19 protein-coding genes and 1 tRNA gene are annotated in these 18492 nt (G+C 63.2%); 9 read left to right on the plus strand and 11 right to left on the minus strand.

What is annotated here, in order from left to right; all coding sequences use genetic code 11:
- Together LDL32_RS04860 and LDL32_RS04865 are read right to left on the minus strand one after the other, a co-directional pair.
- Positions 1–1290: a D-alanyl-D-alanine carboxypeptidase family protein gene (locus LDL32_RS04860; protein WP_233064862.1), complete on the minus strand. Its 1290-nt coding sequence runs from the start codon at positions 1288–1290 to the stop codon at positions 1–3.
- Entirely contained in the window at positions 1287–2309 is a 1023-nt protein-coding gene (locus LDL32_RS04865) for a lytic transglycosylase domain-containing protein (protein ID WP_233064864.1), read from the minus strand. The genes LDL32_RS04860 and LDL32_RS04865 overlap by 4 nt, the downstream gene beginning before the upstream one ends.
- 272 nt (positions 2310–2581) lie before the next feature.
- Here LDL32_RS04865 and LDL32_RS04870 point away from each other — a divergent pair, with 272 nt between their 5' ends.
- Entirely contained in the window at positions 2582–3157 is a 576-nt protein-coding gene (locus tag LDL32_RS04870; protein ID WP_233064866.1) for a DedA family protein, read from the plus strand.
- Positions 3154–4248 (plus strand): ATP-grasp domain-containing protein, encoded by a 1095-nt coding sequence (locus LDL32_RS04875; RefSeq protein WP_233064867.1) that lies wholly within the window; start codon positions 3154–3156, stop codon positions 4246–4248. The genes LDL32_RS04870 and LDL32_RS04875 overlap by 4 nt, the downstream gene beginning before the upstream one ends.
- A 138-nt stretch (positions 4249–4386) precedes the next feature.
- On the opposite strand, the gene LDL32_RS04880 is transcribed toward LDL32_RS04875, so the two are convergent.
- Positions 4387–4842 carry an MlaD family protein gene (locus LDL32_RS04880; RefSeq protein ID WP_233064869.1) on the minus strand — a complete coding sequence of 152 codons (456 nt, stop codon included), beginning with the start codon at positions 4840–4842 and terminating at the stop codon, positions 4387–4389.
- A gap of 123 nt (positions 4843–4965) precedes the next feature.
- Between LDL32_RS04880 and LDL32_RS04885 the strand changes: the two genes are divergently transcribed.
- Positions 4966–5808 carry an undecaprenyl-diphosphate phosphatase gene (locus LDL32_RS04885; protein ID WP_233064870.1) on the plus strand — a complete coding sequence of 281 codons (843 nt, stop codon included), beginning with the start codon at positions 4966–4968 and terminating at the stop codon, positions 5806–5808.
- A 17-nt stretch (positions 5809–5825) separates the two neighbouring features.
- On the opposite strand, the gene LDL32_RS04890 is transcribed toward LDL32_RS04885, so the two are convergent.
- The gene (locus tag LDL32_RS04890; RefSeq protein WP_233064872.1) at positions 5826–7055 is read right to left on the minus strand and encodes a mechanosensitive ion channel family protein; all 1230 of its coding nucleotides are present in this window, start codon (positions 7053–7055) and stop codon (positions 5826–5828) included.
- 175 nt (positions 7056–7230) lie between these two features.
- On the opposite strand from LDL32_RS04890, the gene LDL32_RS04895 reads away from it, so the two are divergent.
- Positions 7231–7305, plus strand: a tRNA-Met gene (locus LDL32_RS04895).
- A 68-nt stretch (positions 7306–7373) separates the two neighbouring features.
- Here the strand turns inward: LDL32_RS04895 and LDL32_RS04900 are convergent.
- The 4 genes from LDL32_RS04900 to LDL32_RS04915 form a co-directional block, all read right to left on the minus strand.
- On the minus strand, positions 7374–7544 hold the full coding sequence (locus tag LDL32_RS04900; RefSeq protein ID WP_233064874.1) for a hypothetical protein: 171 nt from the start codon (positions 7542–7544) through the stop codon (positions 7374–7376).
- A gap of 491 nt (positions 7545–8035) precedes the next feature.
- Positions 8036–8893, minus strand: a complete 858-nt coding sequence (locus LDL32_RS04905; RefSeq protein WP_233064875.1) for a class I SAM-dependent methyltransferase — start codon at positions 8891–8893, stop codon at positions 8036–8038.
- 224 nt (positions 8894–9117) lie between these two features.
- The gene (locus LDL32_RS04910; RefSeq protein ID WP_233064876.1) at positions 9118–10020 is read right to left on the minus strand and encodes a sulfurtransferase; all 903 of its coding nucleotides are present in this window, start codon (positions 10018–10020) and stop codon (positions 9118–9120) included.
- 102 nt (positions 10021–10122) lie between these two features.
- The gene (locus LDL32_RS04915) at positions 10123–11523 is read right to left on the minus strand and encodes a M20/M25/M40 family metallo-hydrolase (protein ID WP_233064877.1); all 1401 of its coding nucleotides are present in this window, start codon (positions 11521–11523) and stop codon (positions 10123–10125) included.
- Between the two features lie 330 nt (positions 11524–11853).
- Between LDL32_RS04915 and LDL32_RS04920 the strand changes: the two genes are divergently transcribed.
- On the plus strand, positions 11854–12042 hold the full coding sequence (locus tag LDL32_RS04920; protein ID WP_233064878.1) for a CsbD family protein: 189 nt from the start codon (positions 11854–11856) through the stop codon (positions 12040–12042).
- Between the two features lie 116 nt (positions 12043–12158).
- On the plus strand, positions 12159–12398 hold the full coding sequence (locus LDL32_RS04925; RefSeq protein ID WP_233064879.1) for a hypothetical protein: 240 nt from the start codon (positions 12159–12161) through the stop codon (positions 12396–12398).
- A gap of 89 nt (positions 12399–12487) precedes the next feature.
- On the opposite strand, the gene LDL32_RS04930 is transcribed toward LDL32_RS04925, so the two are convergent.
- Positions 12488–13720 carry a DUF2075 domain-containing protein gene (locus tag LDL32_RS04930; protein ID WP_233064880.1) on the minus strand — a complete coding sequence of 411 codons (1233 nt, stop codon included), beginning with the start codon at positions 13718–13720 and terminating at the stop codon, positions 12488–12490.
- A 159-nt stretch (positions 13721–13879) separates the two neighbouring features.
- On the opposite strand from LDL32_RS04930, the gene LDL32_RS04935 reads away from it, so the two are divergent.
- On the plus strand, positions 13880–14131 hold the full coding sequence (locus LDL32_RS04935) for a hypothetical protein (RefSeq protein WP_233064881.1): 252 nt from the start codon (positions 13880–13882) through the stop codon (positions 14129–14131).
- A 143-nt stretch (positions 14132–14274) separates the two neighbouring features.
- On the plus strand, positions 14275–14949 hold the full coding sequence (locus tag LDL32_RS04940; protein WP_233064883.1) for a PAQR family membrane homeostasis protein TrhA: 675 nt from the start codon (positions 14275–14277) through the stop codon (positions 14947–14949).
- Positions 14950–14964: 15 nt separating this feature from the next.
- On the opposite strand, the gene LDL32_RS04945 is transcribed toward LDL32_RS04940, so the two are convergent.
- Positions 14965–16377, minus strand: a complete 1413-nt coding sequence (locus tag LDL32_RS04945) for a sugar porter family MFS transporter (protein ID WP_370636750.1) — start codon at positions 16375–16377, stop codon at positions 14965–14967.
- Between the two features lie 230 nt (positions 16378–16607).
- Between LDL32_RS04945 and LDL32_RS04950 the strand changes: the two genes are divergently transcribed.
- On the plus strand, positions 16608–17942 hold the full coding sequence (locus LDL32_RS04950; RefSeq protein ID WP_233064887.1) for a DUF6056 family protein: 1335 nt from the start codon (positions 16608–16610) through the stop codon (positions 17940–17942).
- Between the two features lie 117 nt (positions 17943–18059).
- Here the strand turns inward: LDL32_RS04950 and LDL32_RS04955 are convergent, their stop codons facing one another.
- On the minus strand, positions 18060–18362 hold the full coding sequence (locus LDL32_RS04955; RefSeq protein ID WP_233064888.1) for a hypothetical protein: 303 nt from the start codon (positions 18360–18362) through the stop codon (positions 18060–18062).
- Between the last annotated feature and the right edge of the window lie 130 nt (positions 18363–18492).

Here is an 18492-nt window from a genome sequence, read left to right on the forward strand (position 1 = left end):
CTAGCCGTGTCCCAGCTTGCGGCCCAGTGCCGCCGAAGCCCTGCCCACCAGCCCCAGCCGGCCAACGGCGGCCCCCGCGACAAGCGGGATGCGGATATCGGCCAGGCCGGTATTGGCAATGACCATTTCCCCCAGTTGCTGCCCGGCCAGGACAGGGGCGGGCACGGGGCTTGCGTATTCCATGCTGACATGCACCCGGTTCTGCCAGCCATGGGGCAGCGTGAGCGTGACATCCCGCGTTGCGACCAGCGGCACGGTGGGCGCCTGCCCCAGCCATACGGGCGCGTTGTCCACCACCGCGCCATCATGGATGATGGTCGTGTTCTCGAAATTGACAAACGACCATTCGAACAGCCGCTCGCCTTCCTGCGCGCGGGCGTTGCTGCTGGGCAGGCCATTGACGGCCATGATCACGCGGTTGCCACCCCGCTCGGCGCTGGCGCACAGGCCGAAGCCACCCGCATCGGTATGGCCGGTCTTGAGACCGTCGGCCACGCCACGCACCACCAGCGCGTTGCGGTTCTCCTGCGATATCTTGTTGTAGCGGAAGCTCTTTTCCGAAAAGAAATGGTAGTAATCCGGAAAATCGTGGATCAGGTGCATGGCGATGGTCGTCACGTCGCGCGCGGACATGTAATGCCCGTCCATCGGCCAGCCGGTGGCGTTCAGGAAATGCGAGTTGGTCATGCCAAGTTCGGCGGCCTTGGCGTTCATCAGGCCGACAAACTGGTCTTCCGACCCGGCAACGCCCTCGGCCAGTACGATGCAGGCATCATTGCCGGACTGGATCACCATGCCCTGGATCAGGTCGGACACGGCCACCGCACCATCGAGCGGCACGAACATTTTCGAACCCTGCATCCGCCATGCCTTTTCACTGACCGGCAGCGTCTGTTCCAGTGTCAGCCTGCCCGCGCGCAGCATGCCGAACACGATGTAGGCCGTCATCATCTTGGTCAGCGACGAAGGGGGCATCCGCTCATCGGCTGCCTTTTCCAGCATCACGGCCCCCGTGGTATAATCCACGATGCACGCCCAGCGTGCGATGGTATCGATCGGACCGATCAGGCTGTTGGCCGGCGCGGAGGGCACGACAGGGGCTGCCGCCGCATCAGCCGCCGCGGGTGCCGCGCGGCGACGGCGGGCCACGGGTGCTGCAAGCGCCGTGGAGGATACAAGAAGGCTGGTTGCCCCAGCCAGAAGGAAACGTCGGGTGTGCATTGCATCCTTGGTCCGGTAGGTACCGGCCGGGCAGGCGCGCCCGGCTGGCGTGACAGGGTGGTCCGTCACGTGATTTCGTTGCCCAGCAGGCCGACGGCCAGCGCATAGAAATCCGATGGATTATAGCGGCGGATCGCGGCGAAATTGCGATAGACCATGAAGGCATCCCCCCCCGGCCCGTCGGGGCGCAGCACCGCACCCGTGGCATCGGGCCGGGCAAAGGGCACGCCGCCGGGCTGGGTCACGCCCATCTGCATCCATTCCGCCAGCGTGCGCACCTGCGTGCGCCCCAGTGCGGACTGGGCCAGGCTGTCGGGCACGGAAATCTCCTGCCCCCAGGTCTCGCCCGCGACCCAGCCCGAACCGGCAAGGTAGCTGGCGATGGAGCCGAATATGTCGGGCATGGAATGCCAGATGTCGCGCCGCCCGTCACCATCGATGTCGACGGCGTATTTCACATAGGCGCTGGGCATGAACTGGGGCTGGCCCATGGCGCCGGCATAACTGCCGGTCATGAGTTCGGGGGTAATGTCTCCCGCGTTGAGGATGGCGAGCGCGTGGAACAGTTCATCATGAAAGAACTTCGCGCGCCGTCCCTCGAACGCCAGGGTGCACAGCGCGTCGACCACCGCGAATTTGCCCATGATCGTGCCATAGGCCGATTCCAGCCCCCATATGCCCATCACGGCGCCCGCCGCCACGTCGTAGCGGGTCAGGACCTGCTGCTCCAGTATGGCGCGCCGGGCGGTAAAGGCGGTGCGTCCGTCATCTATCTTGTGCTGGGTCAGCACACGGCTGCGGTACTGTGCCCATGTCATGTGGAATTCGGGCTGGTTGCGGTCACGCGCGATGACCTGCGTGTTCGGCGCGGACAGGTCGAGCGCGCGGGTAACGCTGTCCGCCGTCAGTCCCTGCCGAATCGCCTGCGCACGGATACCGTCCAGAAAACCGGCGTAATCCCCTGCCGCGCGCACTGGCGCCGCGGCTGCAAGATGGTGGTGCGCCGCCCGTGCGGGCAGCAGCCATGAAGCGCCCGCACCCGCAAGGGATGCAGCGGCAGCGTGAAGAAGGCGGCGACGTACAAGCATATCCGAAGCTGTGCCACGGCCTCCCGCCCGTTTCAATGACTCACTTGCCCCGCAGTCCGCGCCCGCACTGCCCTGATACATTACGCCACATAATTTCGCGTTTGTGACCACAGGCGAAGCATGCAACAAGAACGCCACCGGTCGCTGGCACGTTGATCCCCGATGGCCGACAGATTTTTCCCCGCCCGCGCCCCGGGCCGACTGAAGGACGTGTGCTTGCGTAGTTCCGGTTTTCCCCTCCCGCCCGGTCAGGGCACGCCGAAACACGCCGCATGCCATCCCTGACAGCCATCCTCGCGGCGGCGGGGGCTTCCCCTGTCATGCAGGGGCTTGCGATCATCATCGGCACCTTCATCCTGGAAGATGCGGCAACGATCCTGACCGCCATGCAGGTCCGCACCGGCCATGTGGCGCTGGGCGTGGCGCTGGTCGCCCTTTATATCGGCATCGTGGTGGGCGACATGGGACTGTACGGCATGGGCCGGCTGGCAGCACTCTGGCCGCCCGCGCGGCGCTGGATCACGCTGCCGGGCACCGTGCGCGAAGGCCACTGGTTTGACCGCAACGTGTTCCGCATCGTGTTCATAAGCCGTTTCGTGCCCGGCGCGCGCTTGCCGCTTTACACGGCGTGTGGTTTCTTCCGTGCGCGGTTCGGGCTGTTCTGTATCGCCGCGGTGCTGGCCACACTGATCTGGACATCGCTGCTGTTCCTTGTCTCGCTGCGGGTGGGGCAGTTCCTGATCGACCACCTGGGTACCTGGAAATGGGCGGGCATGGCCGGTTTTGCCCTGACCATATTCCTGATCAGCCGCATGATCGCCCGCTTGCAAAGTAATGAGACCCGATGACCGACCTATCCACAGCCGTTGACAGCGGAACCGCAGCACCGGACGCCGCCCCTACCGTCTCCGCGTTCGAGTTCTGGCCGGGCTGGATTTTTTATACGCCCATCGTGCTGTACTGGATCATCCTGGGCCTGTGGTACCGTGACTTCAGCCTGCCCACGGCCGCCAACCCGCGTATCGAGACCGGTGGCCTGTGCGGGGAAAGCAAGAGCTCGATCCTGGACATGGCGGGCGATGCGGCGCGCAGATGGATTGCCCCCTATGCCGTGCTGACCACGGGCGTGGATGACACGGCGCGCGCCCTTGCGGCCATGAAGGGGGCGGGCCTGTCCTTTCCCGTCGTGCTCAAGCCCGATATCGGCTGCAACGGCACCGGCGTGCGGATCATGCGCGATGAGGCCGGTCTGGCACAGGGCATGGCCGCCTTCGGGCGCGGGGTGCCGGTCATGCTCCAGCACCTGATCCCCTACGGGCACGAGGTGGGGATCTTCTACATCCGCCACCCCGACCAGAAGAGCGGCCGCATCACCTCGCTGACCTACAAGGAAGTGCCCTGCCTGACGGGTGATGGCCATTCCACGGTGGAAGAACTGATCCACGCCGATGCACGCACCCGGCTGGTGCCGCACATCTACATCCCCCGCCTGCGCGCGCGCCTGGCCGAAGTGCCGCCTGCCGGGCAGTCGCTGCCGCTGGTCTTTGCGGGCAATCACTGCAAGGGCTCGATCTTTCATGACCGCGCCATCGACATCACCCCGGAACTCGAAGCGCGCGTGAACGAGATCATGCGCGACATACCCGACTTCCATTTTGGCCGGATCGACGCCAAGGCCCGGAGCCTGGCCACCCTGCGCAAGGGCGAGGACTTCCAGATCATCGAGATCAATGGCGTGGGGTCGGAAGCCACCCATATCTGGGATGCGCGCACCACGCTGCGCCACGCCTACGCTACCCAGTTCATGCATTACCGCGAGACCTTCCGCATTGGCGCGAAGAAGCGGCGCGAGGGCTGGAAAAGCAGCGGGGCCATGGCCATGCTGCGCGCGTGGCTGCGCCAGCGCAGGCTGATGGCGTCCTACCCGCTGAATGACTGAGGGGCCATCTGAAACAACCTATTGATGAAACAGAACAGAAGCTTCCGGGTGCCACCTTTTTTCAAAAAGGCGGTACATCCTGAGGCTTTCTGAAAAAAGCTTCACCAGCAGATTTTTACGGATTGCACATCGGCCAGCCTAGTCCGGCAGGCCGCCATTGCCGAAAATGTAGTTGCTGATCCGCTGTTCCAGGCTGAGCGGCTCCTGCGTATTGGTCACCACCGCCCCCGGCGCAAGCCTGCCGGCCGACTGCCCCGCCTGCACCAGCAACGCCGTATCGGCCGTAAGGGTAGGACTGCCGATGCCAAGGCTGCTATCCTCGGGCAGCGCGATGTTGCGATCCAGCGTAAAACCCACATTGGCCATGTAGGTCGTGGGGTCGAGTTTGATGGACAGCACCCGGCCCACCGGCACGCCGTCCATGTCCACATCGGCGCCCACCTTCAGGCCGTTGGCGGATACGAAGCGCGCGGTCAGGGGATAGCGGTCTTGTGATCCACCACTTTGCGACGCCCGGGCGTAAATACAGAAGCCGCCTGCAACAAGAAGGACAAGCCCGCTGGATATGATTGCGCCACTTCTCTGCCTTGCCATGCCGGTTCCCTGCCCCATACCGCCGCGCGCCATCCCGAAAACCGCCGCATTGCCGGGCCAAGGGGGTGCGGCATTCTGCCTTGCCTTATTCTTTCATTCTACTGCGTCATGGACGGGGGGACAATGACACTCATTCAGGCCATCATCATTGCAATCATACAGGGTTCGACCGAACAGTTCCCCATAAGCAGCCTTGGGCACGCGGCCATCGTGCCCGCCATCCTGCACTGGCCGCTGGACCTGCATGGGGAAATGTTCCTGCCCCTGCTGGTCATGCTGCACCTGGGCACATGCGTGGCCCTTCTGGTCTTTTTCTGGCGTGACTGGGTGGCGCTGTTCACCGGCGCGCTGGGCCGGAATGGTGAAGCCATACAGATGGACAGCATCCGCATCCTTGCCCTGCTGGTCGTGGCCACCATTCCTGCCGTGCTGATTGGCGGGCTGTTCGAACATGCGATCCGCAACCTGTTCGGCACGGCGCGATATGCCGCGGTCTTCCTGACGCTGAATGGCGTGATGCTGCTGCTGGTCGACCGCATGCGCGCGGGCCTGCTGCCCGCCACCACGCGCTCACTGGCCTCACTGGGGTTCGGGGAGGCGCTGCTGATCGGACTGTTCCAGTGCCTGGCGTTCTTTCCCGGCCTGTCGCGCTCGGGCGCGTGTATCGTGGGCGGACTGCTGCGCGGGCTGTCGCATGAAAACGCGGCACGTTTCGCCTTTCTCATGGCGCAGCCGGTCATCCTGGCCGCCACGGTGCTGGAAGCGCTCAAGCTGCGTCATGCGCCGCCGCAGCCAGAACAGATGCACATGGCCATCATTGCCGCCGTGGTCGCCGCCGTGGTGGCGCTGGTGTGCACCGGCATCCTGATGCGCTACTTCCGTGATCACGAGGACTGGGCGCTGCGCCCGTTCGGCTGGTACTGCATTGGCGCGGGCGCGCTGTCGTTCCTCTACCTGTCCTTCTGAACCGTATGGCCGGGGGCTCAGCCATGCCCCTGGCCGCCATCACTCGAGCCCATGCCGCCACCACCGGTACCATCGCGCGGCCCCATATAGGAACCCGGTGGCGGCCGCCTGACCGGCGGCACCATCATCCCCGGATCACCCATCACATCCAGACCTGATACCGACGCCACGTGGGAAAGCCGGTCACGCGGCAGGGCCTCGGGGCATTCGTCACGCAGGAAGGCGATGATCTGCTCACGGATCTCGCAGCGCAGGTCCCAGCTCTGCATGGCTGAACGCGCGCTGGCGATGACACGGACGGTCATGACATGGGCATTGCAGTCCGACACCTGCACCGCGAATTCCTTGCCGTCCCATAGTGGGGCCGAATGCACGATTTCGCGCAGGCGCTCACGGATGCGTTCCATCGGCGCATTGAAGTCCAGATGGATGAACACCACGCCGATCAGCGCCGCCGAATTATGCGTCCAGTTCTGGAACGTGTTTTCCAGGAAATAGGAGATCGGCACGATATGCCGCCGCCAGTCCCATACCCGCAGCACGACATAGGTGGAGGTGATTTCCTCCACCCATGCCCAATCCCCATTGATGATGATCAGGTCTTCCATGCGGATGGGCTGGGTCATGGCGATCTGCATGCCTGCGAACAGGTTGGTCAGCAGCGGGCGCGCGGCCAGACCCACCACCAGTGAAGCGGCGCCGGCAGAGGCGAAAAGGCTGAGCCCGTACTGCCGCACCGGCTCGAATGTCATGAGCGCCGCACCAATGGTCAGCAGCCCGATCATGAGGTCGGTCGTACGCCGCAGCACGCGCACCTGCGTCATATGCGTGCGCAGCAGGATGTCGTCCTTGTCATTCTTGCCGTTGATGCGCTTGAGATAGGCATCGGACAGGATGCGCGTGGCCACGACCGCCGCATAACCCAGCATCAGCACGAACAGCACCACCAGCGCATGTGTCGTGGCCTGCATGATGTCATACGGCAGGCCCGACACCGGCAGCGCGGTACCGACGAACACGATCACCAGCATGATGCGCACCGGGCGCTGCATGGCCATGGTGAAGGAACGCACGAAGGCCCCGCGTTTCTGCCCCGGAATGCGCAGGATCAGCTTCGTGATGAACCGGCTGAACATTTCCGCAACCAGTCCTGCCACGCACAGCATGAGGATGGAGGACAGCAGTCCCGGCAACCATCCGAACAGGTGCCTGATATGGGTAAGAAGGGCGAGGAATTCGGTTTTCACGAAGGATGCACAGCCTTTTCCGGTTGGTGCCGTATTGTGGTGAGCGACCGATAGTACCCCCTACTGGGGGGATGTGACAAATCATGGGGGATTCCGTGGCTTTTCTTCCATGTTTTCAAAACACGGGTTGACTTGCCCCATGAGCGCGGGTATTCCGCACACATCCTAACGCGATGGCGGTGTAGCTCAGCGGTAGAGCAGGGGAATCATAATCCCTTGGTCGGCGGTTCAAATCCGTCCACCGCTACCATCTGCGTTAGGATTGATTTCCAATGACCTGGCTATGATTTTGGCGCTTCTATGGAGCGCCTTTGCCAGTCACTGAATTTCCCCCTTTTCTGTAACGCTGGTCACTGCCCTCACCCGGCTCTCGGTATCAAGTGCACGGTTTGACAGTTTTGCAATGGCGTTGATGCCGCGCGTTTTCTGCTCGGCATGCCACACATACACGCTCACCGACGCTGCTGTGGTGTGTCCTGTGATCGCCATGATCTCGCGTTCCGAACATCCTGCCCGGCCATCCATTTTGTGGCAATGACCCGAAGGCCGTGCGTCACGATTCCCCATAGCCCTACGGGCACGGACCTGCGCGCCCATCTCAGGGCGGAAATGACCGGTCTTCCACGCCGCGCCATCTACCCCGGTCAGGATACTGCCGGCATCATGGCGGGGGCATCGTATCCGGCAACGACCTTCCCTGCTTGTGCATGGGAATTCAGACCCGTGCACGCGTCTTGCGCTGGATACCATAAATCCCCTACCCCGTCGTAATCCGACCATTTCATCCTGATCAGATCCTGACCGCGCTGACCGGTTATGCTGGCGAGAATGCCCGCGCGCCTGAAGCGGTCGATGATGATGCCATCATCTGCCTTCCGGCCACGCCTGGCACCCGGCGCGTGTATTTTATCGGCGGGAACGCCATGGTCGGCACGCCCATCATACCCTGGTGGCTCGCGGTATGATACCGGCCTGCCTGTTCAGCCTTTCTGTATGACGAATGTCTGTGAAACCCCGGCCAGGGTGCCCATTGCCCTGTCTTCCCTGACTTCCAGCACTTTCGCGCCACATCTGTGTATGATCTCGAATACGGACCGCTGCGGCAGGGCGTTCATTTCCATCTGTGGTTGTGGACGGGCAAGGTAATCAGCCACGACAAAATGCTGGCCCTGAATATAGGTTGGCAACTGTATGATGGCGACCCCATGGGGGGAAAGTGCATCGAGCAGCTTTTCAACCAGTACCGCCATGACGGGGGGCGGGTTGTGCTGCAGGACAATGGAACTGATGATCAGGTCAAAACTGCCCTGCCAGTGATCAAGCCCGCCCACACTGGAAAGTTTTTCAAACGTGACATTGGTGATGCCCCGCTGCGCCGCCCGTTCACGCGCCAGACGCAGATGACCGCCTGAAATATCAATCCCCACGACATCCCGCACCCTGTCGGCCAGCGCAAATGTCAGGCGGCCCACGCCACACCCGAAATCCATGGCACGTTCCATCCGTGACAGATCGGCCCCGGCCCGCCGTGCCATCTGTAGCATGGCATTGACCGGCTCCCGTCCCGATGCATAGAATTCGTCGATATTTTTTTCGATGTTCCCGGTCCGGAACCTGTCATTGACCAGAACGGACCAGTAGGGCTCCGTTTCCCCGAACTGTCCCCATGCGGCGGCAATGCGATCAAGCATGCGCCGCAGTTCATCGGGGGAGCAGTCAACCTGTACCTGCTGGGGCGGCGCATCGAGATAATCCCCGATGGCTGGCGGGCGTGGCTTCCGGCCAATCTTTTTCAAAAGCTTTTTCGCAAGCCGCAACGGTGCAGGCTGTTTGGCCATTCAGATGATCTCCTCCAGAACTACAGCCGATATAGGCCATGTTTCCGGCAGGCGTAATCCTTCCCCTTCATGGCCCTGATGTTTTACCTGATGCTTTCCCGCAGGTATCGTGAAGACCTTCGATGCCATCGTTCAGCCGGGCCGTCATGCTTCATGGTCTCCGGCACGACGGCCCGCATTGACCGGGTCAGGACAGTTCAGGGACAGACCTTTGCGGCCATCCCTCAACCCCCGCAATAGGGCGCGGCCGCCTTGGGCAGCCCGTCTTCTATCGGCAGGGCTTCATTACGCGACCACTCGTTCCATGAACCCATGTAGATGCGCAGCCGTGTAAAGCCCGCGGCACTCAGTGCAACATAGGTATTGGCCGCCCGCGCGCCCTTGAAGCAGTAGATAATGATGTCATCATCAGGACGCAGCCCACGGGTCGCCGCAAGCGTGCGGATTTCTTCCGCACTGCGGAAGGCGGCATGGCCGTCCTCCACCTTCATGAAGTCGTACCACTCGATCCACACGGCACCCGGAATGCGCCCTTTGCGCGGGGCAAAGTCAACACCGTAGGGCGATGAGCTTTCGCCCAGCCATTCAACACGGTCACGATTGTCGAGCAGCCTGACCGTACTGTCGCCCAATGCGGCGCGCACGTCCTCGTACGTGGCCATCAGGCCGGTATTGATGTGCAGCGGGAATTCGGTGCGCGTGGGCCGGGTCGTATCGGTAACGAGCGTGCCGCCCTGCCTGCGCCAGCCGCTCAGGCCGCCATCAAGTATTCCGACGCTGGGGTAGCCGAGATAGCGCAGGATCCAGTAGCCCCGGCAGGAACCGCCATAACGGGTGTGCAGGGCGTCCTCATAGACAATGGCCGTCTTCTTTCCATCCAGTCCGAAATCGGCAAACAGGGTGGCGAAAGTCTGCTGCAGGGTTTTCAGCCCCTCCTGCGTGGTTTCCGCCAGATAGGTGAAGATATCGGGCATATTGACCGCGCCGGGAATATGGCCTGCCTCGAAATCCTTCCGGTCGCGTACATCAATCAGGATAGCCCCGTCACTGGCGGCAAGCCTGCGCACGTCATCAGGTGAATAGAGAACGGTTGTCGGCATTACGGCTTCCTGCATGGTTCTGGACATATCACCATCCCTACCAGCAATTCCACGCGTGATGGAGGCAGCCTGCCACGGTGCCGCCATGTCCCGGGCGGGACACGGCAGGCCATGGGCTACCCGGCCCGTTCAGTGCGACAGGTCGGTGATGATTGAAAGCAGATAGTCGATGCCCGGCGCGATGGAGGCGACCGGCGTGCGTTCATTCAGGCCATGGGAAAAATTTTCCGATTCCCTGATGAACAGCGGACTGGCCCCATAGCCGGGCACGCCATGCGCGCGGAACCACATGCTGTCGGTCGCCCCCGACAGCATGGAGGGAATGACCGGCAGGCCGGGATAGACGGTATCCACCGCCCTTGTCACCGCATCGACAAAATCCCGCCGCACCGGGGATGGCGGGGTGACAACGGAGCCCACCGTCACGTCCGTTATCGTGACCGCCGGGTCCGCAATGACCTGCTGCAGTTCGGCCATGATGTCGTGCGCGGAATGACCGGGGAAGATGCGGCAGTCGATATTGGCCGTCGCACGCTGTGGCAGCGCATTGGCCGCATGGCCGCCCTGGACCATTGTGACAACACAGGTAGTGCCGATGCGTCCCACCATGGCGGGATCGGCCGAAAGGGTGGCGATGGCTTTCCGGTCAGCCGGATTGGCGGCAAAATCCTTCATGGCCTGGCCAAGCGGGCCGGGCTGCAGCCGGGCCGCCTGCGTGAAATAGCCGCGGGTCAGGTCATTCACTTCCGGGCGGAAGCGGTGCGCCTGCACCCGCAGCAGGGCCGCCGCCAGCACGTTGATCGCATTGTCCGCCCGCGGCTCGGATGAATGGCCACCGGGGTTGGTGACGGTCAACTGGTAGTCGATGCAGGTCTTTTCCGCCCCGGTCCAGGCAAAATATTTCGGTTTGCCTGTCCGTTCGTCCAGCACGCCGCTGGCAAGGTCGACATTGAGCACCATCTCCGCATCTGCCAGCCGGTCGGCCAGTGCCTTACCGGTGCGCATCCGTGTTTCCTCATCACCGGAGAAGGCCAGTATGATCGTGCGTTCCGGCCTGTATCCTTCGCGCCGGAGTTCCAGCACGGCGGCAATGACCATCGCGTCATCCAGTTTCATGTCCGTCGCCCCGCGGCCGAACAGGTAGCCGTCTTCCACAACCGGCGTGAACGGGTCGCGCCGCCAGTCAGCGGGCCTGGCTTCCACCACATCCATATGGCCCAGCAGCACCAGCGGCTTCAGCGCAGGGTTGGTACCCGGCCACGTGGCGGTCATGTAGACCGCATCCCCTACGGGGGTGATGGTGATGTCCCTGCCGGAAAAACCACCGGCAAGCAGGGTTGCGCGGAACAGCTTCGCCACGTCCACCGTCCTGTTCCCCGGCCCCGCGACCGAACGCAGGGCGATCACCTTTGTGGCCAGGTCCAGTGCCTGCCCGTCCGCCTGCGGATGGGGCACCACGTCCGCCCGCGCGGCACACGGGTCCATGGCGGGAACCGCCACAAGGGCAAGGAAAGCAAGGACTTTACGCATGTGGTCAGGCTGCCGTCGGATTCCGTTTCATTTTGATAGTGACATGAAGCATGTCTACGGACCAGTCACCGCGACGCCGTGAGATGGCGGGCCGACTGCATAAAATATGTCATAACAGGTGGCACCAGCTGCCACGCCAACCTGCCGGCGCCCCACCCGGTCCTACATAACGGGGGCTGGATAACGATGGCATGCACGGCATGATGCCTCAATCCCATGCGCCAGACGTCACTCAGACATGCATTAAACGTTGCATATGATCATGCATTATGGTTTTGTCTGTTATGCGTATGACGCAACTTCCTTCATCATTTATGCAGAAGAGGCGACATGGACCGTTTCAAGACAATGCTACGGGGCCGCACCAACATGCTTGTGGGCCAGCTGAAACAGGAAATCGGTTATGCCACCGGCCTGCGCAGGCTGGAACGCCAGGGAATTGCGCAGGAAATGCGTGGTTTTTCCCAGACAGCCCGACTGCACCGCATGGCCGCCATGGAACAGACGGAACAGGGCTGAGCGATGCAGCCCGTCACGCCGGTCACGAATGCATAACCGCATCGCGCGCAGGGTGGTTGCCGGGACACCGGCAACCCGTACGATGGCCTGTTACCTATTGATTCAGGAATATGGCCATGAGCAAAGACCAGATCATCGACATGCCCTTCACCACCGCCGCGATGAAATCCGCCATCGAGCGGCGCATCATCCAGTCTCCCCAGCTATCCGACGCCGAGAAGCATGACCTGAGCGTCACGCTTGCCCGGCTTGATGCCACGCATCTGGCCACCCTGGTCGAGACGGTGCTGGGCCATGCCATCGAGTCCGGTTCCGAAATCCTGCCCTACCTGCAGCGCCTGGGCCAGCGCGGATAGCATCCTGTCGGGATGCGGGCGGCAGGCCGCGCCAGACCACAGGCCCATGGCGCGCCTGCCGTGACCGCGCATGTTCCCCCGGCAGCCGCTCACTTTCCCTGCCGTTGCGCCCATAACGTGGCAAGGCGGGCATGCAGGGCCGGATTGCTGGCGTAGATGTACAGTCCCCTGACCCCACGGGTCATGATCACGTTGATGGAATTGAGGATGATCCGCGCCATCACCGCCGCCGGTTCCCCTACCCCGTCACGCCCGGCAAAGGCGGCACGGTCCTCATAGCGCGCGGGGTCGATCACGATCCGGTCGGTGGCCGGATCATAGGTGACCGATGGCCCCAGGATGATGCCGGCGTAATTGAGGTCGAAGCCCTGTATGGTGTAGACGGACCCCACCTCGTCAATCGTATCGGGGCGTTCGGCCCACGGCAGGCGCGCCTGCGGCATGGCGCGGTCCCAGCGCAGGTGGAAGCGCCCTTCGGTAATGAAATGGTCCTGCCCGTTCAGGGTATAGGGATAGTCGTAGGTCGCCAGCATGCGGCACAGGCCGTATCGCGCATTACGCTGCCTTATGGCTTCGTACATGGTCCGGGCATCATCGAAAATACGGAAGTCGAACGCCTGCGGTGCGGGCAGCGGGCGCAGGACCCCGTCACGAAAGGCGCGCACCCAGTCCATCACATCCGCATTGGCGTGCATGCGGAACTGCTGGTCCAGCCTGCGCGTCACCACCGGGTAGCCCGCCACCAGCCGCGCCAGGGAGGCATCGCTCCACAGGCTCTTGAACCGGAGGACCTGCCGCGCATCAAACACGATCACCACCACATGGGCATGACGGATGATTTCGCGCAGCTGGTTGTCGTGCCGGAAGCGGTTGTACGGGTCGCGGCGGGTCAGCAGCAGGTGGGCCTCATCCACCAGCACGATATCTGCACGGCGGGTGGCGGTGTCCATCTGGTTGATGAAGGTGGTGGGACGCTCGAAATCCTTCTTGCGCAGGCATTTCCGCCCTTCGGCAATGTTGCGGTAGAGCTTGATCATTTCCGGATGGTTCACCAGCAGCCAGTTCCGGCTGCCATGCAGCGGGTCCGTGCCGTCATGCCCGCGCGCGGCGGTCTGGATGGCCGTGAAAACCGTATTCAGCAGCAGGCTCTTGCCGGTGCCCGCATCGCCTTCAATGATGAACAGCGCATGGTCATCCGCCCGGTGGGCGCGGCAGAAGGTCAGCACCTCGTCCTTCAGTGCCGCCTGGTCCGCAGTCAGCGCCATGGTTGGGGCAAGACGGGTCAGCGCGCTGTCGGCCCGGGCGGCGATGGATTCCTGCATGTCTCTCCCCATACCCGCCCGGCGTGATGGCGGCCGGGGCAGGCCAGCTATGTCAGATACGACGTAAGATCATGCATCCTATCGGTTTTCGTGTCCGGTCATAAGTTATAACGTGCGCCCACGCGCATATCGCGCTTCACCAGACAGGATACGACCGACATGACCGACAAACCCACCGCCGCCGCAAGCGAACACCTGCACAAGCTGGCCGAACGCGGCCTGAAGGAACCCAAGCTTCTGCAGAAGGAAGAAGTCATCGCCCTTGCCCAGCATGTCGGCAAGGAACATGGCCGTGCATCGGGTACCGAGCACGAAATCGCCAAAAAGGCCCAGCACAATCCCGAAGGCGTGAGCGCTGCTGAAATCCAGGCCCTGTGCGCCCATATCACGGGTGAGCGCACGGCCCGCTGAGTCAGGGCGGCAGGATGGTCCCATCCATCCTGCCGCGCATGCCGCCGCAACCTGTCCCGCCATGCGGCCTGCGTGGCGACAGGCATCACCATTGGCGGAAGGCGGTCCATCCACCGGAATAACAAGGCTTTTTCCCCGCGCATATGGATATCAAAACACGTTTCCCCGTCTATTCCGTGCTGGAACGGGCAGCCGACCTGCTTGTGCATATCGTGGGGCTGGTGGCGCTGGGATATGGCATGGTGTGGCTGGTCCATACCGCCATGCTGTCGCACTCACGGGCGGAAACGTGGGTCACGCTGCTGTACTGCGGGGGCATACTGGGCACATGCCTGTCCTCGGCCGCATATAATTTCTGCCCGTCCTGCCGCCTGAAAGGCGGGCTGCAGCGTGTGGACCAGTCGGTCATCTTCATTGCCATTGCCGCAAGCTACACTCCTTTCATCGTGCTGGGGGGGCATGGCGCGGCCAGCCGGTGGTTCTGCGGCCTGCTGTGGGCGATGGCGCTGGTGGGGGTCGTGACCAAGATGTGCTTCTTCACATGGTCCCGCCGGTACCATGTCGTGCCCTACCTGTGTGTTGCGTGGATCTTCTTTCTCTGCCCCGACCCCGTGGTGTGGCAGCTGCCCGGCGCGACCTTCCTCCTGATCGTGCTGGGGCTGGTCTTCTACTGTATCGGGGTGGTGTTCTACATGCGGGAGAAGATGCCGTTTTCCAATGTGTTATGGCATGTCATGGTGGTGCTGGGGGCCGGGACCCACATGGGGGCGGTTGCCGCGCTGCTGCTGCATTGCGCCGGTGCCGCCCCGCACGGCTGAAGCCTGATGACGGGGCTAGCGCCCGATCCGGCGCAGCGGGCGCCCGGCTTCCAGATGCGCCTCGATCACGTCCAGCGGCACATCGCGGGTTTCAGGCACCACAAGCAGGGTAAAGAGCATGAACACGACGTTCATCACGCTGAAACCGGCAAAGGTCCATCCTGCCCCCGCCACCGCCACGATGCTGAGAAACGTGTTGCTGACCGCCCAGTCCATGCCCCAGTTGGCAAGGGTGGAGCAGCCCACGCCAAAATCACGTCCCTCGATGGGCTGTATTTCAGAGCATAGCGTCCATACAAGCGGCCCCGCCCCCATGCCAAACCCCGCCACGAAGACCAGAAGCGCCACCATGAGCGATACCACCGCCCCCATGCCCTGCAGGTGCAGCCCCTCGATCACGGCCGCCGCCGCCAGGGCGCACGCCATGATCACGCAGCTTGTCACCAGCAGCGGCCTGCGCCCCCAGCGTGACACCATGAAGATGGCGCCCACGCCCACCACCGCATTGACCACGCCGACCATCACCGTCGCCCACGCGGCGGCGGATGTGCCGAAATGCGCATTTTCGAGTATCTTGGGCGCATAATACATTACCACATTGATGCCGGTGAGCTGCTGCATGATTTGCAACCCCACCCCCAGCGCCACGGAGCGGCGGAAATACGGCCTGGTGCGCAGCAGCATGAAGCCACCCACCGGTTTGCTGGTGCCCAGTTCTGCCTGGATGCCGGCCAGTTCGTGGTCCGCCGCCGCCTCATCGCCGCGCAGGGTACGCAGCACGGCGCGCGCTTCCTCGAACCGGCCGCGCGCGGCAAGCCACGATGGGCTGGACGGCAGGAACGCACACCCCGCGAACAGCAGCACGGCAGGTACGAACGGCAACCCGACCATAAGCCGCCAGTGCCCACCCCCCGACAGGATCCCCCCCGCCAGGTACCCCAGCAGGATACCGGCGGACTGGAGCATGGAAAACGTGGTGACCATGGTACCGCGCATACGCCCCGTGGTCAGTTCGGAAATATACAGCGGTGCGGTAAACGTACAGATGCCGATGGCTACCCCGATCAGGAATCGCCCAAGCAGGATCTGCCCGATCATGGCGGCGGTGGCGCATAGCAGCGCTCCCACCCCGATCAGCAGGGTGGCGGCACCCAGCGCCATCCTGCGCCCGAAACGCCGGGAAAACACCCCCGCCCCCAGCGAGCCCAGCAGCGCGCCGACCATAAGTACCGACACGATCCATTCCTGCATGCGCGCGGTGGCATGGAAGTCACGGCCGATGAACCCGAGCGCCTCGGCAATCAGCCCGGTATCCAGTCCGACCAGCAATCCCGCACAGGCCGTGGTCAGCGCCGCCCGCCCTGCCCTGCCGCCCTGCCCCGTGGGCGCTGGCGTGCCGGGCGTGGATGGCGTGCCGACAGCGGACAGGTTCGATGAATTTACAGTTTTCAGCACGTCATTCCATCCCCTGGCCTGCGGCGCCATCTGGATCGACAGGGCCGGTCACATGGATTCATAGGCAATGCTGCCACCACCGATCCATGACACAACCCCCATTCCGGCGCGATCCGGCGGTTCATGACGGAAATGGACTTCATTTTTCCGCAGGGTGCGGGCGTGATATGGGCAGGGCTGCACCGGACAAGGCTTCGCATTTCATGAAAGCGCCAGCATGCATCACCTGCTTCCCCCGCCTGTTCCCCGGTGAAGGGGTAGGGCTGGCCATATGTTTCACCTTCCTGCTATGGGCAAACGCCGTGACACCGCTCTGGGCGGATGATTATTGCCGGACCATGCCTTTCAGCCTGCCCACCATCATGCATATCGTATGGGGCAACTACAATTTCTGGACCGGGCGGTGGTTCACCACGCTGGTGACCTTTCTGGTGCTTGACCTGCGGCCCTATGGGGGGCTGGCGGTCTTTGCGGTGGTCAATGCCGGTATCTTTACCTTCCTGGTCCATGTGGTGATGCATCTGTGCCACCACATGGCGGGTGCCACCGCCATGCCACGCGCGGGGCAAGGAGCAGTGCGGTGCCTTGTGGTCTTTCTCATGCTGTGGTGGCTGCCGCGTACGATTGGCGAAGTTGCCCTGTGGAAGACCGGCGCCATCGGCTATCTGTGGCCGATGGCGGGCGAGATGTGGGTGCTGGCACGCATCCTGACGGGGCGGACGCATATGGCCACCATGGGGTATGTGGCAACGTTCCTGATCGCCACATTCCTTGAACCGCTTTCCCTGCTGCTTACGCTGGTGCTGGCGGCCGCCGCAGTACAGGCATGGCGTCAGGCACGTCGCCCGCCGTGGGCACTGCTGTGCAGCCACGCGGCAGGCACGCTGGTACTGGGGATCGCACCGGGCAATTACGTACGCATGCGTACCATGACCCCCAGCCCCCTGGCCGACCGGCTGGATGGACTGCTGGGCAATCTGGGCAGCCTGTTCGACCCGTTCTGGCTGCCCTTCGTGCTGCTGGTCGGGGTGGGCGTGTTCATGGGCAGGGGGCAGCAGCCCTTTCCCGCCTGCCTGCGCGCGGGCCGGGGGTGGCTGTTCGGGGTGCTGGCACTGGCCTACATGGCCTGCCTGCTCATGTTCCCGCGCGAGGCACTGGCCGCGCGCGTATCCTACCCCGCCAGCGTGCTGCTGGCATGCTACCTGTCCACCCTGCTGGCCCTGTGCCCCGCAACGCCGGAATTTGGCCGGATCATGACGCTGGGCTGCATGGGGCTGGTTGCCATGCATCTGGCCATTGTCATCCCGGATTTCATAACGCTGGCCCGGATCAGCCGCGACCGTATTGCCCAGACGCGTGCGCAGGTTGCCCTGAACCGTCCCGTGGTCCTGCCACGGGTCACCATGGGGCCACGGCACAAGCTGCTTTATGTGCGCAAGGATGTGATTTTTGTCGGAATCAACCCCGACCCGCACAACATGCTCACGGCATGCTTTGCACGCGCCATGGGGGCATCTTCCGTCCGGTCAGCCCCGTAAGCCAGTTACCGTATGGACATGTCTGGCGGGGCTTTTTCCAGAAAGCTTTAGAAAACGTCGCCTTTATGGAAAAGGCGGCGCCCGGAAGGCGTCCGTCCTTTCCCTTTCAACCCGCGCTTACTGGGCCGCACCGTTGCCCGGCGCAGGCTGGGAGGCCTGCGTGCCGCTGGCGGTTGGTTCGTTCTGGGGCTGTGCCTGCTGGCTCTGCTCGGCTTCCTTGCGGGCATGATGGCGGCGGACCATACCGGCGGCGCAGCCTGCGGCGGCCCCGCCCTTGCCGTGGCCGCTACCGACCATATGCCCGGCAACGCCACCGGCTACGGCGCCCTTTACACATCCGCCCGGCTCGGCACGGGCCGCCAGCGGAAGGGCAAGCAGCGTGGCGGTGGCAAGGGCGAATGCGGTGTGCCTGAAAAACATGTCTTATCCCGTCCGGTTCTGTGTGCCAGATCAAACGGCACAGGTGCCGGGGAAGTTCCCCCGTAACGCGCGGCCGGAAATCAAGGGGCGGAACGGAGCGGCAGTCATGCAGGCGGGCCGGTTGCCAGAG

It is taken from the genome of Komagataeibacter sp. FNDCF1 (assembly GCF_021295335.1).
In the GTDB taxonomy this organism is placed as follows: domain Bacteria; phylum Pseudomonadota; class Alphaproteobacteria; order Acetobacterales; family Acetobacteraceae; genus Komagataeibacter.

Excerpts from the sequence above, each read along its gene's own strand:
- LDL32_RS04920 (WP_233064878.1), top strand. The coding sequence starts at position 11,854 with ATGGACCGTTTCAAGACAATGCTACGGGGCCGCACCAACATGCTTGTG.
- LDL32_RS04940 (WP_233064883.1), top strand. The coding sequence starts at position 14,275 with ATGGATATCAAAACACGTTTCCCCGTCTATTCCGTGCTGGAACGGGCA.
- LDL32_RS04930 (WP_233064880.1), bottom strand. The coding sequence starts at position 13,720 with ATGCAGGAATCCATCGCCGCCCGGGCCGACAGCGCGCTGACCCGTCTT.
- LDL32_RS04950 (WP_233064887.1), top strand. The coding sequence starts at position 16,608 with ATGAAAGCGCCAGCATGCATCACCTGCTTCCCCCGCCTGTTCCCCGGT.
- LDL32_RS04870 (WP_233064866.1), top strand. The coding sequence starts at position 2,582 with ATGCCATCCCTGACAGCCATCCTCGCGGCGGCGGGGGCTTCCCCTGTC.
- LDL32_RS04955 (WP_233064888.1), bottom strand. The coding sequence starts at position 18,362 with ATGTTTTTCAGGCACACCGCATTCGCCCTTGCCACCGCCACGCTGCTT.
- LDL32_RS04880 (WP_233064869.1), bottom strand. The coding sequence starts at position 4,842 with ATGGCAAGGCAGAGAAGTGGCGCAATCATATCCAGCGGGCTTGTCCTT.
- LDL32_RS04915 (WP_233064877.1), bottom strand. The coding sequence starts at position 11,523 with ATGCGTAAAGTCCTTGCTTTCCTTGCCCTTGTGGCGGTTCCCGCCATG.
- LDL32_RS04905 (WP_233064875.1), bottom strand. The coding sequence starts at position 8,893 with ATGGCCAAACAGCCTGCACCGTTGCGGCTTGCGAAAAAGCTTTTGAAA.
- LDL32_RS04935 (WP_233064881.1), top strand. The coding sequence starts at position 13,880 with ATGACCGACAAACCCACCGCCGCCGCAAGCGAACACCTGCACAAGCTG.
- LDL32_RS04910 (WP_233064876.1), bottom strand. The coding sequence starts at position 10,020 with ATGTCCAGAACCATGCAGGAAGCCGTAATGCCGACAACCGTTCTCTAT.
- LDL32_RS04865 (WP_233064864.1), bottom strand. The coding sequence starts at position 2,309 with ATGCTTGTACGTCGCCGCCTTCTTCACGCTGCCGCTGCATCCCTTGCG.
- LDL32_RS04900 (WP_233064874.1), bottom strand. The coding sequence starts at position 7,544 with ATGGCGATCACAGGACACACCACAGCAGCGTCGGTGAGCGTGTATGTG.
- LDL32_RS04875 (WP_233064867.1), top strand. The coding sequence starts at position 3,154 with ATGACCGACCTATCCACAGCCGTTGACAGCGGAACCGCAGCACCGGAC.
- LDL32_RS04925 (WP_233064879.1), top strand. The coding sequence starts at position 12,159 with ATGAGCAAAGACCAGATCATCGACATGCCCTTCACCACCGCCGCGATG.
- LDL32_RS04885 (WP_233064870.1), top strand. The coding sequence starts at position 4,966 with ATGACACTCATTCAGGCCATCATCATTGCAATCATACAGGGTTCGACC.